17 protein-coding genes are annotated in these 14,377 nt (G+C 69.3%); 9 read left to right on the forward strand and 8 right to left on the reverse strand.

Annotated features, from left to right (window positions below; all coding sequences use genetic code 11):
• Nucleotides 1-42 precede the first annotated feature (42 nt).
• Entirely contained in the window at nt 43-972 is a 930-nt protein-coding gene (locus tag Manayef4_RS10635; RefSeq protein ID WP_011436277.1) for a thiopeptide-type bacteriocin biosynthesis protein, read from the forward strand.
• A gap of 290 nt (nt 973-1,262) precedes the next feature.
• On the opposite strand, the gene Manayef4_RS10640 is transcribed toward Manayef4_RS10635, so the two are convergent.
• The 7 genes from Manayef4_RS10640 to Manayef4_RS10665 form a co-directional block, all read right to left on the reverse strand.
• Nucleotides 1,263-1,853 (reverse strand): hypothetical protein, encoded by a 591-nt coding sequence (locus Manayef4_RS10640; RefSeq protein ID WP_011436278.1) that lies wholly within the window; start codon nt 1,851-1,853, stop codon nt 1,263-1,265.
• 20 nt (nt 1,854-1,873) lie between these two features.
• A complete protein-coding gene (locus Manayef4_RS25360) occupies nt 1,874-2,230 on the reverse strand; it encodes a TIGR02391 family protein (RefSeq protein ID WP_349257438.1) in 357 nt (118 codons plus the stop codon).
• Nucleotides 2,231-2,695 carry a hypothetical protein gene (locus Manayef4_RS25365; protein WP_217494106.1) on the reverse strand — a complete coding sequence of 155 codons (465 nt, stop codon included), beginning with the start codon at nt 2,693-2,695 and terminating at the stop codon, nt 2,231-2,233.
• A gap of 81 nt (nt 2,696-2,776) precedes the next feature.
• A complete protein-coding gene (locus tag Manayef4_RS10650; protein WP_070131470.1) occupies nt 2,777-3,706 on the reverse strand; it encodes an endonuclease/exonuclease/phosphatase family protein in 930 nt (309 codons plus the stop codon).
• A gap of 261 nt (nt 3,707-3,967) precedes the next feature.
• Entirely contained in the window at nt 3,968-4,324 is a 357-nt protein-coding gene (locus Manayef4_RS24940; protein WP_175443363.1) for a hypothetical protein, read from the reverse strand.
• A 93-nt stretch (nt 4,325-4,417) separates the two neighbouring features.
• Nucleotides 4,418-5,110: a hypothetical protein gene (locus tag Manayef4_RS10660; RefSeq protein ID WP_011436283.1), complete on the reverse strand. Its 693-nt coding sequence runs from the start codon at nt 5,108-5,110 to the stop codon at nt 4,418-4,420.
• 102 nt (nt 5,111-5,212) lie between these two features.
• A complete protein-coding gene (locus tag Manayef4_RS10665) occupies nt 5,213-6,349 on the reverse strand; it encodes a hypothetical protein (RefSeq protein WP_070131472.1) in 1,137 nt (378 codons plus the stop codon).
• Between the two features lie 178 nt (nt 6,350-6,527).
• Here Manayef4_RS10665 and Manayef4_RS10670 point away from each other — a divergent pair, with 178 nt between their 5' ends.
• Nucleotides 6,528-6,968, forward strand: a complete 441-nt coding sequence (locus tag Manayef4_RS10670) for a hypothetical protein (protein WP_070131473.1) — start codon at nt 6,528-6,530, stop codon at nt 6,966-6,968.
• Nucleotides 6,969-7,523: 555 nt separating this feature from the next.
• On the opposite strand, the gene Manayef4_RS10675 is transcribed toward Manayef4_RS10670, so the two are convergent.
• Nucleotides 7,524-8,282, reverse strand: coding sequence for a hypothetical protein (locus Manayef4_RS10675; RefSeq protein ID WP_232235204.1), 759 nt, complete (start codon nt 8,280-8,282; stop codon nt 7,524-7,526).
• 720 nt (nt 8,283-9,002) lie between these two features.
• Between Manayef4_RS10675 and Manayef4_RS10680 the strand changes: the two genes are divergently transcribed.
• From Manayef4_RS10680 to Manayef4_RS24945, 7 genes are all read left to right on the forward strand, one after another.
• Entirely contained in the window at nt 9,003-9,275 is a 273-nt protein-coding gene (locus Manayef4_RS10680; RefSeq protein WP_023841967.1) for a hypothetical protein, read from the forward strand.
• 84 nt (nt 9,276-9,359) lie between these two features.
• Complete coding sequence (locus tag Manayef4_RS10685) at nt 9,360-9,995, forward strand: ATP-binding protein (protein WP_011436289.1); 636 nt, start codon at nt 9,360-9,362, stop codon at nt 9,993-9,995.
• A 111-nt stretch (nt 9,996-10,106) separates the two neighbouring features.
• Entirely contained in the window at nt 10,107-10,970 is an 864-nt protein-coding gene (locus Manayef4_RS10690) for a GNAT family N-acetyltransferase (protein ID WP_011436290.1), read from the forward strand.
• Between the two features lie 169 nt (nt 10,971-11,139).
• Nucleotides 11,140-12,210 (forward strand): DUF4037 domain-containing protein, encoded by a 1,071-nt coding sequence (locus Manayef4_RS10695; protein WP_070131474.1) that lies wholly within the window; start codon nt 11,140-11,142, stop codon nt 12,208-12,210.
• A gap of 170 nt (nt 12,211-12,380) precedes the next feature.
• On the forward strand, nt 12,381-12,905 hold the full coding sequence (locus Manayef4_RS10700; protein ID WP_011436292.1) for a helix-turn-helix domain-containing protein: 525 nt from the start codon (nt 12,381-12,383) through the stop codon (nt 12,903-12,905).
• A gap of 5 nt (nt 12,906-12,910) precedes the next feature.
• Nucleotides 12,911-13,510 carry a PIN domain-containing protein gene (locus Manayef4_RS10705; RefSeq protein ID WP_023841970.1) on the forward strand — a complete coding sequence of 200 codons (600 nt, stop codon included), beginning with the start codon at nt 12,911-12,913 and terminating at the stop codon, nt 13,508-13,510.
• A gap of 539 nt (nt 13,511-14,049) precedes the next feature.
• Nucleotides 14,050-14,220, forward strand: a complete 171-nt coding sequence (locus Manayef4_RS24945) for a hypothetical protein (RefSeq protein ID WP_023841971.1) — start codon at nt 14,050-14,052, stop codon at nt 14,218-14,220.
• The last annotated feature ends 157 nt before the right edge of the window (nt 14,221-14,377 follow it).

Consider the following 14,377-nt stretch of genomic DNA (forward strand, 5'->3'; position numbering starts at 1 on the left):
CGAACTGCGTCCGGTTCCAGGCGTGCCCACAGGGGATGACAGATGACAACGGCGAAACCGGCGACGACGCCTGCTGGCCAGGTCGCGGAGGCGGTGCGGGCCGTCCTCGCCGGAGAGGCTCTCCCCGAGGTCGCCGCCCGAACCGGTCTGTCGGCCGTGGATCTGCAAGCCGCCCTCGCGACTTACCACGCAGGCGGCAAAAGGGCGGTCGAGGCGCGATCCGCGGGCCGCTGGTACACCGTCCGCGTCGTCTTCGGCGACCGGACGCAGGCCGAGACGACGATGTCGACCATCGTGGCCCCGGTGCTCGACACGCTGTGCGCGAGTCGTCGGTCGGTCGGGTGGTGGTTTCGGCGGGAGCCTCGTGCCTGGCGGATCTACCTGCATAATCCCGACCTCGCCGCCGCTGGCCAGGCGATCCGTCGGCTGGGACGAACCGGAACTGTCGCCGCGACYGTTCCGGAGCCCTACGAACTGGACCCGCAGCCCTTCGGCGGACTTACCGGCGCCGCCATCGCCCAGGATCTCTTCGTCGTTGAGAGCCGAGCCGTCCTCGGCTACGCCCGCCTGGCCGATCCGCCGCTCGGCCGCCGCGAGCTGTCCGTCGCCGTCCTGGACACCCTGATGATCGCCGCCGGACTCGCCTGGCCCGCCCGCGGCGACGTCTACACCCGCCTCGCCGCGACCCATCCCAACGTCGACCCGACCGGCGCGCGCCGCCTCGGCGCGGAACTGCTCGCATCCCTGACCGACCCAGCCTCCGACCTGGCATTTGCGTCCGCCGCAGCGTGGACGGACGGCTGCGCCGACGCAGGCGAACGGCTCGCCGACGCCGCCGACAACAACCTGCTGACCCGCGGACTCGTTGATGTCCTGGCCACCATCGTCAACGCCCACTGGAACCGTCTCGGGGTGCCCGCAGCCACCCGGGCCGCATTCGCCCACGCGGTGACGCACCTCTACTCTCCTTAGGGATGTCGCCACCGAGATTGCCGATCGGTGGCGATTTGGCCACCGGAACGGATCGCGTCGCCAGAGTCGACAGGGCGAACGTCGAGGACCGCGCGAACCTGCGCCACCGTGCCACGAACGGACTGGTGTTTCCTGGACAAACGCCTCGCCGACCTCGAAGCGCAACTCCTCGGCTCCCACCGCGAGCCCCGCGAACGGACGCTGCGGGACGGGTGAGTGGACGACGAACCCCGCCTATCCTGCGGCGGGCGGTGCCGATCACCGGCCGCGATCTCTCACGCGGGTATGGATCAGGGCGCGAGCGTCCGTCCCCACAGGATGAGGCCGCCGGTGACCAGCCCGTCCTCCCGCGCGGTGGCCAGCTCGGTTGCGCGCCGCTGTTCGGCGTCKGGATCGCCGGAGGGGATGCGCAGGCCCAGGTGTGGGCCGTGTAGCACCAGAACCTCGCCGTAGTGGCGGGCCGCGGTGATCCAGTCGGCGGGGAGAGTGCACAACGCGTACACGAACAGGTTGCCGTCGGGCTGTTGGAGTTGGAGCCCACCGCCGTCGCGGGGCCATTCCCCGAGCAGCCATCCGTCCAGGTTGGGCAGTCGGTGCACGCCGAGGGGGCCGATGCGCTGCATGCCCTGTGCCAGCGCGAGTTCGGTCCACACCTCCTGTCGTGGCGTCGGGTTGTCGGGGTGGGTCCACAGCGCCTGGTGGCGTTCGATCAGGGCGACCGGGACTTGCGGCAGGTCGGGGCTGAACCGGGGGATGCCGAGGTCGTCTCGATCGAGGGCGGCGTGCCCGAAGCCCAGGGCAGGATCATCGAGGTAGGTGGGCCGGCCGAGGGCGGAGAAGTCGGCCAGGATTTCGTCGAGCTGCCGGTCGTTGATCTCCATGGGTCTCCCGTCGGGTTCGGTCATGGCCGCGACACCGTGGTAGCGCTGTCCAGGCRTCGGTGCAGGAGCGACAGCGTCGAGAACAGATCCAGGGCGTCGGGCTCGGTGATGGTCCATCCCGCCGTGGCCCGTGGCGTGTGGGCCGGAGGGTTACGGAACGTGCCGAACACCCCTTTGAGCAGGTTCGCGAACCCCGTGTGCTCGCTGATCTCTGTTTCAGTGYGGAAGGCGTTGATCCGCAGGGAACCGGTCTTGACCGCGAAGCAGTAGTCGACGAGGGCGGCGCCGTCGAGCTGCGAACCGCCGAGCTGCCGCAGCCGTTCCGCGAGTCCCTTCGTGGCCTCGAACACGGCGTGGAACAGCGACTTGCGAAGGATCTACTCCTCGCAGTACCGGGTGACCTCCGGGTGCACACCTCGGCGGGTGAGCTCGGTCCGTAGCCGTCCCGCCAACGCGGCCACCTCATCCAGGGTGGTCGCCCTCCGCGCCCGCGCCACCTTGCCCTCGTCGCTGACCCGGCATCCGACCAGAGCGAGAGGTTCGGCCAGACCATCGCGCAGAGCCTCGAACCGGGCCGGGTCCTCCAGGTAGCGGCCGGGCGCCATCRCCTCGGTGATTAACCCGATGATGCAGTTGYTCGCCTGATTGGCTTGCTGTTTGCTCATCAGCGCGGCCCACAGCCGGTCCCGTTTGCTGGCGCCCGGCTGGACATCGGCGATGCCGAGCATGCCGAGCAGCCGGTCGATCTCTCTACCGGTGAGTCCCGRCCGGTCCGTGCGGCCGAGGACGTCGCAGATCCCCTCGACGACCGCCGGCGGCCACATCGGGTACCGAGTCGTCATCGCCGCCCCCCGCATACCACCATTGGGGGATCATCCTCGCAGACCGTCAGGTCTCACTCGCCTGCCCTCGGTCGGTTCCTCTCACGAGGGAAGCTGCGGGTTGCTGCGCTGCGCCTGCGCGCCGAGAGCCGTGGTCTCGTAGGTGACTGTGACGGGCAGGTGATCTGAGGCGCTGCGCGCGAGCTCGGTCCGGGTGACCTCGACCGCGCGCAGGGCCGGGGCGATCTCGGCGGTTACGCGGATCGCGTCGATCCGCCGGTCTCCGAAGGTGTTGCCGGGCCAGTGCCCGACGGTGGCYTCCCACGGCCGATCCAGCACGACCGCGGCGTCCGCGAGCCCGCCCGCGTACAGCACCTCGCCCGGCTCCCGGTCGGCCCGGTGCCGCCGGCGGCCCCGCTCGTCGTAGCCCCACACCGTCTGGTAGATCAAATCCGCGTACCAGTCGCTGTCGGCATACGGGTCCGGGTCGTAGTAGGAGCCGTCCGGCCGCCGGTCGGCGCCGACGCAGTTCCAGTCCGCGCCGATCAGGMCGGGCGGGCTGCCCTCGGGTCGGGTCATCACCGCCACGACCCGCTCCATCTGGTCGGCCCGCATGTGCCGGCCGAACGGGGTCGCGTGGTGGCTCGCGTGCTGTATCTGCCGTCCGGCAATCTCGATTGTGATCTTCGCGAGGGCGTGCCAGAAGTCCGCCGCCCCGTATGTGCGGAACGACCCCGGGACCACGCTCAGCCCCGGCCGCCATAGCAGGCCGACGTGGAAGCGCTGCCGGCCGGCGGCGATCGCGGGCCGGTTCGGCTCGTAGGTGCACTCCATCCCGGCGTCGTCGGCGAGGGTCCGCAGCCGCCCCGCGGCGACCTCGACATCGGGGGCGATGATCTCTTGGACCGCAACCACGTCCGCGTCCAGACCGCGGATCACCTCGACAACTCGCCGGTAACGCTCCCGCTCGTCCGGACTGTCGGACGCGAAGAGGTCGAGGGTGTTGTACGTCGCGAACCGAACCTGGGCCATGTGACGATTTCCCTTCCATGCGGGTCCGCGACGATGCGTCGCGGAAGGTCCGTGAGCGGCATGACGGGCCGGCCACCCGCTTTTCACCAGCCGACAAGTCCCAATATTTGATCATGTCTGCTGTCGCACGCCCGCCGTCGGCGCGCGAGCATGGACAGGAGCGTCCCGATGTGAGCAGGACGGGTGATGCCGATGAGGGACGAGAAGACGCGGCGGCGCCGTGACGTCCGCGACGCCGAGTACCGGGCCGCTCTCGGCCTGTCAGCCGACGGCCCGTTGCCGGCGAGCCTGGGTACGGTCGGTGGCTCCCGCGGCGGTGGTCATGCTGGCCGGATCAACCAGACGACCGCCGGACGGCCAGCTGGTTGGCGTCATCCCACCCGGTCGGCGCGGAGACGCCGGGGCAGGCACGGAGGTGAGCACGATGGGCAGCAGCGGTAGCAGGTCTGGACGGAGTACGACGAGCAGCGCGAGGTCGTCACGGTCGACGCCGATGACGGGCAAAGCGGCGTCGCGGGTGYAGTCGGCCGCGGCCCGCAGCCCCTCGGGCAGGTCGRCCCGGACCGGGTTCGCGCCGCGAGCGCAGTCCGCAGCCGCACGGACCCCAGGCCCGGCCAAGCCCCGATAGCCCACCGGGTCAGTGGACGCGGCGATGCGGGTCCGCGCGCTCGTCGCCTTGGGAGGGTCGAACCGCGGGACCGCGCACGCAGGTCAACCGTCCGCAGGTCCGATATCCGGTGTCCAGACCTGCTGTGTGGTGATGCGGTGAGTCTCCAGGACGGCGACGACGTCCGCGGACGTCAGATGTCGTCGCGTGAGCAGCAGCCGGGCCGTCTGCCCCACAGCCGCCCAGAGCCCCGGGTCGCCGAGCAGCCGGGACGCGTCGAGGTGAGCACGCTGGAGATCAATGATGAATCCCTGCGCGGCGAGCCGCTCGGCCTCGGCCCGGTCCGCGCCGCCCCCAATGGCCCTTACACAGCGGTGCAGCTCAGGGTGACCGTAGCCAGCGGCGCACAGCCACTGTGACTGCCCGACGGCACCCGCGGCGAGCCAGACCGCGAAAAGCTGAGCGTCGCCGGGCCCGGTAAACGACACGACGCCGCCAATGCGGACGGACCTGTCACTCTCCAAGGTCGCGTGCAGGAGCGGCAGGCCGACGGCGGTCCCGACCACGGCGTGGGACGCCTCATGCACCGCACCGGCCTGCCAGTAGACATCGTCGGCGAGACGGCTGGTGCACCACACCGCCTCCGGTTCCTCGGCACCCGTCGGCGTCGGAGTCCACGGTCCCAAGAACTGGCCGTGTACTGCCCTGTGTGTCGCGTCGTCGCGCTCACGCCAGCCAGCATCGCCCTCGCTGGTGCCAGCCACGGTGCCCACCCGGCCAGCTCCGTCACCCGCCATGCAGCGACCCCCGACCCGGCGGCCCCGCCTGCGGGCCGCAGCCGACCATCCGCCGTGCCGACCTGCCGCACGTTCCTACTGCTCCGTCCGCGGGTCGCATGGTCAGGGCGCGAGCTGCCGTGCGGCGCGCAGGACCGCGGCGATGACGAGCGCGGACGCCAGGAGGCTCGCGGTGAGCAGTGCCCCTCGCCCGATCGCGTCGCCCAGGTCAGAGGTCACCGCCAGGCCCACGGTCACCGCGCCCCCGATCGGGACAGCAACCCCGGCCGCGGCCAGCGGGAGCACCCACCGCGGTGCCGGGCGCCGACCGGGCGCTGTCCACCGCTGACTCCCCTCCATCATCGTCATGATCAGATCGCGTTCGCGTAGGTACCGCTCCTGGAGGTGTTCGTGCGCGTTGCGGGCCCCCTGCGCGGGCAGGCAGGTCAGCGCCGTCTCGATCGAGGTCAACGCGGCATCGAGGTCGCGGCATCGACGCTCGCCGCGGGCCCGCCGGTACCACCACAGGTGCGCCTGTGGAGTCGCGGCCACGGTGTCGGTCGCGTAGCGGCGCAGCAGTTCACCTTGGCCCTCGAAGGGGCCGGCGACGTCGAGCCCGTGCAGGCAGATGTCGGTGACCTCACGGCTACGCGGCTCGGCCGTCCATGCGGCCTCTACCAGCGCCACCCCCCGCGACGTGTCCCTCATACCGCATGCGGCGAACGCACTCAGYGCGGTGAACAGCGGGCCGTCGCGGTGCGGGCCGGACGCCCGCGCCAGCATGGACGACGACACGAACCGGTCCAACGCCTCGAACCAGAAATCGGCGCGGAGCTTCCCTGCGTGGTAAAGCGCGGCGAAATAGGCCACCTCAGCGGAGCCGGCGCTGTCGCGCACGATCCTGCCTGTGGCTGTGGTGACGTCCGCCRCGGGCTCGACGGTGTCCCGGGTGATGAACGCGTAGCCCAACGCCCATTTCTCGACGATCTCCGTTCGGACCGCTTGATCTTGGCAGTGGTCGATCAGCCAGCGGGCGCAGCGGGCCGCGACCTCGACGGTCGGCTCCGCCAGGAAACGGCGCCGCCAGTAGCGGTCGGCACAGCCGAGCCAGGGATCGGTGGCGAAGTCCGCCGACGGGATGTCGAACGGAGGTTCGGTGCCTGCATCGATGTACTCGCCCGCGACCGCTTCGCAGACCTGGCCGAACTCCCGGCTCACGCCGACCGACTGTCGCAGTCGGGACAACGGGTCATCGGTCATGGGCCCGAGTCTGGCACCGCGTCACATCGACCGCTCCGCAAATTTGCATCCCGCCACGCGGGCGGGATACGAGCTCGTCCCGAGGACCGGGGATTCGGCACCCAGCCACCGATCCCACTCCTGGGGATCGCCCGTCAACGGTATCGTCACAGGTGTGACCTCGGCTTATCAACGGACTGTGACCGCTACCGAGGCAGGGCCGATCCGGCTCTTCTTGGCTGCGGCTGGCACGAACGTCGCCCTCGTCGGTGACGGCGACGCCGACCGCGCACAGATCACCCTCTCGGCAGCCACGGCCACGGACACCGACCGCTACCTCGACACAGCCTCGGTCGTCGACAACGGGACGGAAATCCGCATCGGGGTCGCGCTCGAACCCGTACCCGGCAATCGCGGCGTCCGCAACTACGTCGGCGGCGGCACCGTCGACGGGTCGRTCATCCAAGCCGGTAACATTCACGGCGGCATCACGTTCAACGGCGGCGCCCTGCGCATCGAGACCGGCGCCAACCCGTCGGTGGAGATCGCCGCTGTCCTGCCGGCCGGCTCTACCGTTCAGCTCCGCGGTCAGCCAGCCTCGTTGCGGACCACAGGCAGGCTCACCATCAGCCAAGTGTAGCTACTTCTTCACCTGGTAGCCGCCCGGAGTCACAAGGGGGGGCGAGAAAGCGAGCAGGGCCGTGTACCGCTCGTTCCGCCGCTCCCGATCGTTAGTACCGGGCCTCCCGGCCGACGGTCGCGGCTCTCGATATGTGTGCCGCCCTGTGAGCGGACCCACCACCGCTACCGAGGATGACGACGCCTGAAAATGATCAGCCTCGTCGTCGCGCTGACCAACGCGACGAGAAACAGCAGACTCCCGCCGAGAGCCGCCTGCATCCCCAGACGGGCCGCAAATCCAGTCCATCGGGGGCGCCCAATCTCCCACAAGAATCACCAGGACGCCTTCGAGCACGACAACGAGCAACACAATGCCCAGCAGCGCGCCGGGGTCCTGGAGTCGACACTGGAGATGGCGTACCGCCGCCCTGTCCTGGTCTGCCGCGGACCCGACGCGGTGGATTTCCGCGATGATCCGCGCCGGTCGTGGGCCCGTTGTCCTCGGCCGCGATCCCGCGCCCACCGAGATCACGATGCTCTCGCGGTGAACGCGGGATCGGCGCCTGTCCGTCGATCACATGGCCGGTTGGGGCATACCGTCGAGGTGGCTGGAGATGCTTTCGATCTGGGTGTGGATGTCGGTGCGTAGCTGCGCGACCAGTTTGCGCGCGGTGGGAGTACCGACATGAAGGCGCTTGCGCAGCGTTTCCGCGGAGATCGGGCGCTGGTACTGCTGCCAGTGCAGCACGTCCTCGGCCCGAGCCCGATGCAGCAGGTCCTGATCGCGCGCCTTGCGACCAACCTGAGACGGCCCCGTTCGCGCCGGCCGCATCTCGGTGGTGGCAGGCCGTTCTGGCTGCGCGTGCGGTTCGGCTGCCACGAGACCGTGCGCGCCACCGCCCGCGGGTGCACCTTCCGGCAGGCCATCAGACGGGGTTGGGCGCATGGCCTGAAGTAGTCCCGGGCCCACTTCCGACCATCCGATAAGCAAAAGCGGACCAACCGCATCAAATGCCGCTTTGCCGTAGTCCCCGGCGATCAGGGGTTCCGCGATGTTGAGCGCTAGCGTTACAGTGCTAGCGAAGATGAGCATGCGCCGTGCCGCTCGCAGCACATCCACGGGCCCGCCATGGAGGGCGACGTGCCGCGTGCCGAGCAAAAGCGCGACCACCGACAGATCCACGGCCGGGGCAACCAACGGCGCCACCCAGATCGGGACGCCAAGACGCAAGCCAAGGGCAAGTACATTGCCGAAGCCGAACAGGAACGTCAACCCGACAACGATCCCGACGATGACCGTCACCAGACGGGCCGGAGTCTCCGGAACCGCCAGGTCTACGGAACGCCTGTTCGATTCGGTAGATGATGTTACGGTCGGCGCGGTCACTGGGCATCGTCCCTGGTCAGGGCCCGGGTAGCGACCGGCCGGACAGTGATTTCAGGGCCAGCAACCAAGATCGATCGGTTCGGATGCTGGTACACATGGTCCACCAGTTTTTTGATCATGCATCCGACCTGGACGAATGCGGTTTGCGATCTATCACTTTGAGGTCCGGCTCTGTGGAACGGTGCTGGTCAGGACCTCGGCCGCTGGTTCGAGCCCCGGCTGGACGACCACTTTGCCGCCGTGCGAACCGCGTCCGCCTCGTCGAGGTACTGCGTAGCGGCGACTTCCGGCGACGACACCCGTCGTCGCCACCGGCAGCGACCGGGTCAGCACCAAGAACGTGCGGGGCAATCTGTTCGCCGAGGGCCTGGACAGGGATGAAGGGGACAGTCACGTCCAGATGCCGTCCGCCATTGTCGTGGCCCCGGACCCGGACCGGACCCCCGGCGCCGCCGTATTGGGTGAGCCGGCAGGGACCGTGAGCCGGCAGGACAATGTACATGGCCCTGACCGCTTCGTGTCTGTGGCCTCTCTCGTGGACGTCCTCGATTCGGCGGCGGAGATCATGTCTGACACCTCCCGCGCACACTTCTTCGGCAACCTCGACGAACTGGTGGCCACCTCGCGGCTGGTGGTGGACCGCCGGCCGGCAGCAGGCACCCGCGGGTGCCGCGGGCCGTGTACCCCGTCGACTACGGCTACTTGGAGGGCACCGTGGCCGCGGACGGCGGCGGTATGGACGTCTTCCGCGGCAGCGCCGCCGGCGCCGGTGTGGTGGGATTCTTCGTGACGGCGGATCCGGGCAAGCGCGACGTGGAGGTCAAGGTACTGATCGACTGCACCGCCGACGAGGTCGAGCGTGTGCGGCGGCTGCTCGACGACGTCCTGGGGATCGGCGGCCTGCTCGTGCCGCGGTGCACGGAGACCGCCACTACATGAGAGCCACACAGGCTGGCCGAGCCCCCGGGCCGTTCACATTCGCTGTGCCAAACTGCGGGCGGCCGTCGTGGCGTGTGGCGGGCGATGTTGGTCTGCCCGTGCCTGACTATTCTTCGGCTGGTGCCGACCCTCATCTGGATCAACGGTCCGAACGCCGTCGGGAAGACCCAGGTCGCCCACAACCTGCACCGCAGACTGCCCGGAAGCTTCATCAGTGACCCCGAGCACCTCGGCTTCGCGATGCGCCGGATGCTCCCGAAGCCCCGGCGCATGGACTTCCGGGACGTCCCCCTGTGGCGCCAGGCGGTCAGCGAAATGCTCCACCTTGCTCTCCAAGGGCCCGAGGACCCGGTGATCGCGCCGATGACCATCCTCGACCCCGGCCTGCTCGGCGAGCTGACGGCCTCGGCCCGCGCCGCCGGGCACCGCGTCGAGCACGTCACGCTGCTTGCCGACCGCACGACGATGATCCGCCGCATCCACCGACGCGGTGAGACGTCCCGCAGTTTCAGCGCCCGCCAGCTCGACCGTGCCCTCGACGTCCTGCGGGCTCCCGAGTTCGCTCGTCATCTCCCCACCGACACCCTGTCGATCTCCGCCGTGGCGGATGACGTCGCAAGCCACACGGGGTTCACGCTCAGCCCTGACACATCAGGGCGACTCGTGCGACAGGGACGCCAACTCGCCGTCCAGCTCCGCCACATCCGCCTTAACGCTTGAAGATCACTCGACTATCGGCAGCCATGCCGCCGCAAGCGCGTCAGAGCCGCTGGCCCGACGGCTCGCGAAAAACCGGGTGCGCAGACGTGGCACCAGCAGGGACCATGGGGCGTGGCCTGGTTCATGACCGGAAGCATTGAGGAGTTTCTCGCGGTGGCGGGCGAGTTTCTGATGTCCCAGCTGGCCGAGAACACCGTGTTGGTCACCGTCGCCGAGACGCTCCAAGCGCGTGGCATGGCGGCATTCGGGGATGCGGCTCCCCTGTTCGGTTGGTGGCTGGAGGCTGGCGGACCCATCGAGAGCGCATTCGTGCATACCCCACCGAATCCCGTCCTTCTGACGACCGTTCCGCCGCGGGCAGTCGAGTCGCTGGTCGCGTCCTGGCCGCGCGGAAGGCCGCTGTCCGGGGTAAATGCGCCAGCGCAGGTGGCCAGCGCATTTGCCTCGTCCTGGCACCAGGGGACAGCTGCCGCGCCATCTCTTCATCGCCGGGAGCGTTTGTATCGGCTCGGAGACCTCGCAGCGCCCCAGCCAAAGCCCGCAGGTCGTCCTCGTGCGGCCGAGGCAACCGACAAGGACCTGCTCGTGGCCTGGGTCACGGCGTTCCAAGAAGAGACCGGTGCGGCCGCCGGCAACGCCCCGAGGCGGGTCGATGACCGTCTCAGCTATGGCGGCTTCACCCTGTGGGAGGTCGACGGTGCGCCGGTGTCGGTGGCCGGAATTACCCGGCCGGTAGGCGGGATGATCCGCATCGGGCCGGTATATACCCCGCCGGGCTTCTGGCGAAGAGGCTACGCCGGGGCGGTGACAGCGGCGGTGAGCCAGACCGCGCTGGAAGCGGGAGCGCGCGAGGTCCTGTTGTTCACCGATCTGGCCAATCCGACCAGCAACAGCGTGTATCAGCGGCTCGGCTTCGAACCTGTCGAAGACCGCGTCGTGCTGCTGTACGAGCGCACGCCCACGCCTTCGATCTGACCGGAAAAGCGATCCAGACAGCGATGCCGCGCACTGAGTCAACCTCCCCTGGAGAGCGGTGGTTCTTCTCGCGGCGTGACTGGCGGTCGGATCGGCAACCCAGCACAGCCGCGGTCTCGGACCAGCCATGTGACGATCGGAGCCCACCGTCGCCCCTACGATCAGAGCCGTGTCCGGTCGCGATCTTTGCCGACGGTTCTACGAACAGGCAGTTCGGCCGCTGATCCCTGGCGTGCCCCACGCTGCCGCGTTGCTCGGTGAGGGTTCCGAGGTACTCGGCTTCGACGACGAGGTCTCCACGGACCACGATTTCGGCCCCCGCGTGCAGCTGTTTGTCCCGCCAGGTCTCGATACCACGCCGATCGAGATCGCCATGGAGAGGCTGCCAGCGCGGTTCGACGGTTTCCCGGTTGTCTATCCCGACGGGGACCGATACGACGGCTGGCCACATCACCAGGTGGAGGTGACCACTGCGCGGGTGTTCTTCGTCGACCGGCTCGGCGTCGACCCGGCCGACGGGATGGATCTGGCGGACTGGCTGCTGGCCCCGACCCAGATCCTGGCCAGTCTCACAGCCGGTGTGGTCCTGCACGACCCGCTCGATCTGCTCACCGCGCGGCGCCGGGCGCTGGCCTGGTACCCAGACGACGTCTGGCGCTACGTCCTGGCAGCCGGCTGGCTGCGGGTCAGCCAGGAAGAACCGTTCATCGGCCGCACCGGCAGCCGGGGCGACGACCTCGGCTCGCGCATACTCGCCGCCCGCCTGGCCCGTGACCTCGTCCGGATCGRCTTTCTCCTCGAATGCCGCTGGGCCCCGTACAGCAAATGGCTGATGACCGCGTTCGGGCAGTTGACCCTCGCGGACCAGGTCGGCGAGCACCTGGGCCGCGCGCTCGATGCGCCGCGGTGGCGGGACCGCGAAGCAGCGCTGTGCGCCGCGGCCAGTCACCTCGCCACCGCCACCAACCGGCTCGGTCTGGCCGAGCCCGTCGACCCCGCGCCGCGACGCTTTCACTCCCGAAACATCCAGGTACTCGGCGCGCAACGCCTCACCCGCGTGCTGACCGACGCGATCAGCGATCCGGGGCTGCGGGCCCTCCTCACCCGGCTCGGACACCAACCCGACGGCCCGCTTGGCCATCTCCCCGGCGCGATCGACCAGGCTACCGACAGCGTCGAAATCCTCACTCAACCGAACCGCCGCCGCGACTACGCAGCCCTCCTTGGCCTCTGGTCCTGAATGTTCCGGAGCACTGATCCGACGGCGCGCGGACGTCGGGGTGCCTCGTTCGAGCTGGGGATGGGCGCGGTGGCCGTCGGTGGATAGCTACCAGCGCATGGTCGGCGTAGAATCGAGCGAAACGAGCATGCCGATCGCCCCGATCGCCTCGATCGTCCTGGAGGCCGTTCATGACCTCACCCACCCGACCCGAACCGCTCCACGACGAGACGTACCTGCCAGGCGAGGACACCGGTGAGATCATCGACTTCCTGGCCGCGCTTCGCGACCGCGGCCGGCAGACCGCCGACCCGCGACCTCGGCTCACCGGCCCGGACGGGCACAGCGTCGAGCTTCCCGAGCCGATGTTCAATGTCCTTCTGCAGGTCGCCGCGGCGATGAAGGCGGGCCTAGCCGTCACGGTGGCGCCGCACCATCTGACGATGTCCACCCAGGAAGCCGCGGACCTGCTCCGTATCTCCCGCACCACCCTGGTTCGGCTGCTGGAGAGCGGCGCCATCCCGTTCGAGAAGCCCAGCCGCCACCGCAAGGTCCGCCTCGACGACCTCCTGGAGTACCGCCGACGCCAACGCCACGCCGCCGACCTCGCCTTCGCCGACATGGTCGCCGATACCGAGCGTCTCGGCCTCTACGACGTCAGCCCCGACGAGACCCGGGCGGCACTGAAAGCCGCACGCAAGAAGACCGAAGGCTGACCGGGATGTTCTCAGCGCTACTCGACACCTGCGTCCTCGTGCCCAGCAGGGCGCGCGACATGCTGCTTGAGATCGCCAGCACCGGTGCCTACCGGCCGCTCTGGTCGAGCGAGATCCTGGACGAGCTCGAACGGACCCTGCGCACGCTGCTCGCCAAGCGTGGCGTGTCACCAGAAGAAGCCGATGCCTACCTCACCCGCCTCTTCCGGCAGATGAAGACCACCTTCCCGGACGCCCCCGTGACCGGCTGGGAACGGCTCGTGCCGACCATCGAACTCCCTGACCCCGACGACCGGCACGTCGTCGCCGCCGCCATGGCCGGCCGAGCCGACGTGATCGTTACCGACAACCTCACGGACTTTCCACCCGCCGCGCTTCCCATGCCCCTGACTCGCCAGTCCCTCGACGACTTCTTCCTTGACGAACTCGACCTCCACCCGGACCTCGTCGTCAAGGCCGTTCGTGCCATCGCCGCCCGGACCGGCAGATCCGGCCCCACGCTGACCGCCTACGACATCGCTACCTACCTGCGTGCCCACGGCGCCCCGGCATTCGGCGCACGCCTTCTCGTTGCACTCGATCAGACGGCAAGACCGGCTCCGTAGCGACGTGGCCCGGGCTCAGCGCATGTCTGGTCGCTCGCCCGCACCACAACCCCCGCAATGACGGTCAGCAGACGGGCGGAAGTGCCAGGAACCACCAGGTCTGCGGAACGCACGTTCGAACCGGTTGTCGATGTTGCCGGTCGGACGGTCACTGGGAATCGGCCCTGGTCAGCGCCCGAGTGCCGACCGGCCGGATGGCGATTTCAGGGCCTACAACCAAGATCAGTCGATTCGGATGCTGGTGCACATGGTCCACCACGCAGAGTAAATAGCCTCCGACCCGGCTAGATAGCTTTGACCTATGAATCGAGCCTGGCTGTCTGCGTCCATCGCCACAGGTAGTCATGCATGAGCGGCTGGTTCGCGCAATGCCGGGACTCCTACGCCGACCGGCTCATGCGGTCACTCTCGGCGTCCGGCACGGATCGCCGCGCCCGAGACGCAGCCGTCCGGTGTCCTGTGCCGGGTTGCCGTTCTGGCGGCGAAGGCCAGCCGGTCAGGTGGCGCGGCCAGCGGCGGGAGCTGAGGCCGGGCTGAGCATGGCGGCCAGCGCTGCCATCGCATCGGGAATGGACCTCTCCGCCCCCAGCGAGGGCGCCGACAAGCTGCTCGCGACCCTCGACGTCCGCCCCGTCAGCGACTGGCGCGATGTCGAGGGTGGCCTGTTCGCCGTCGTCGACGAGACCGCGGCGGTGCCGACCGCCGGCTGACCCCTCCGAGACCACGAGCGCCCCGGCCTGGGTCCAGGCCGGGGTTTCTCTTTGCCCGGACAAGGTGGGGGCGGCGCGCGCGACCAGGCGGCGCGCGGCGGGCACGCAGTGGATCGCGACCTGCGGTTTCGTCGGGAACCGGTAGTTCTTGGACGGT

The sequence above is a fragment of the Frankia sp. CgMI4 genome (assembly GCF_001756285.1).
GTDB classification, from domain to species: Bacteria; Actinomycetota; Actinomycetes; order Frankiales; family Frankiaceae; genus Frankia; species Frankia casuarinae.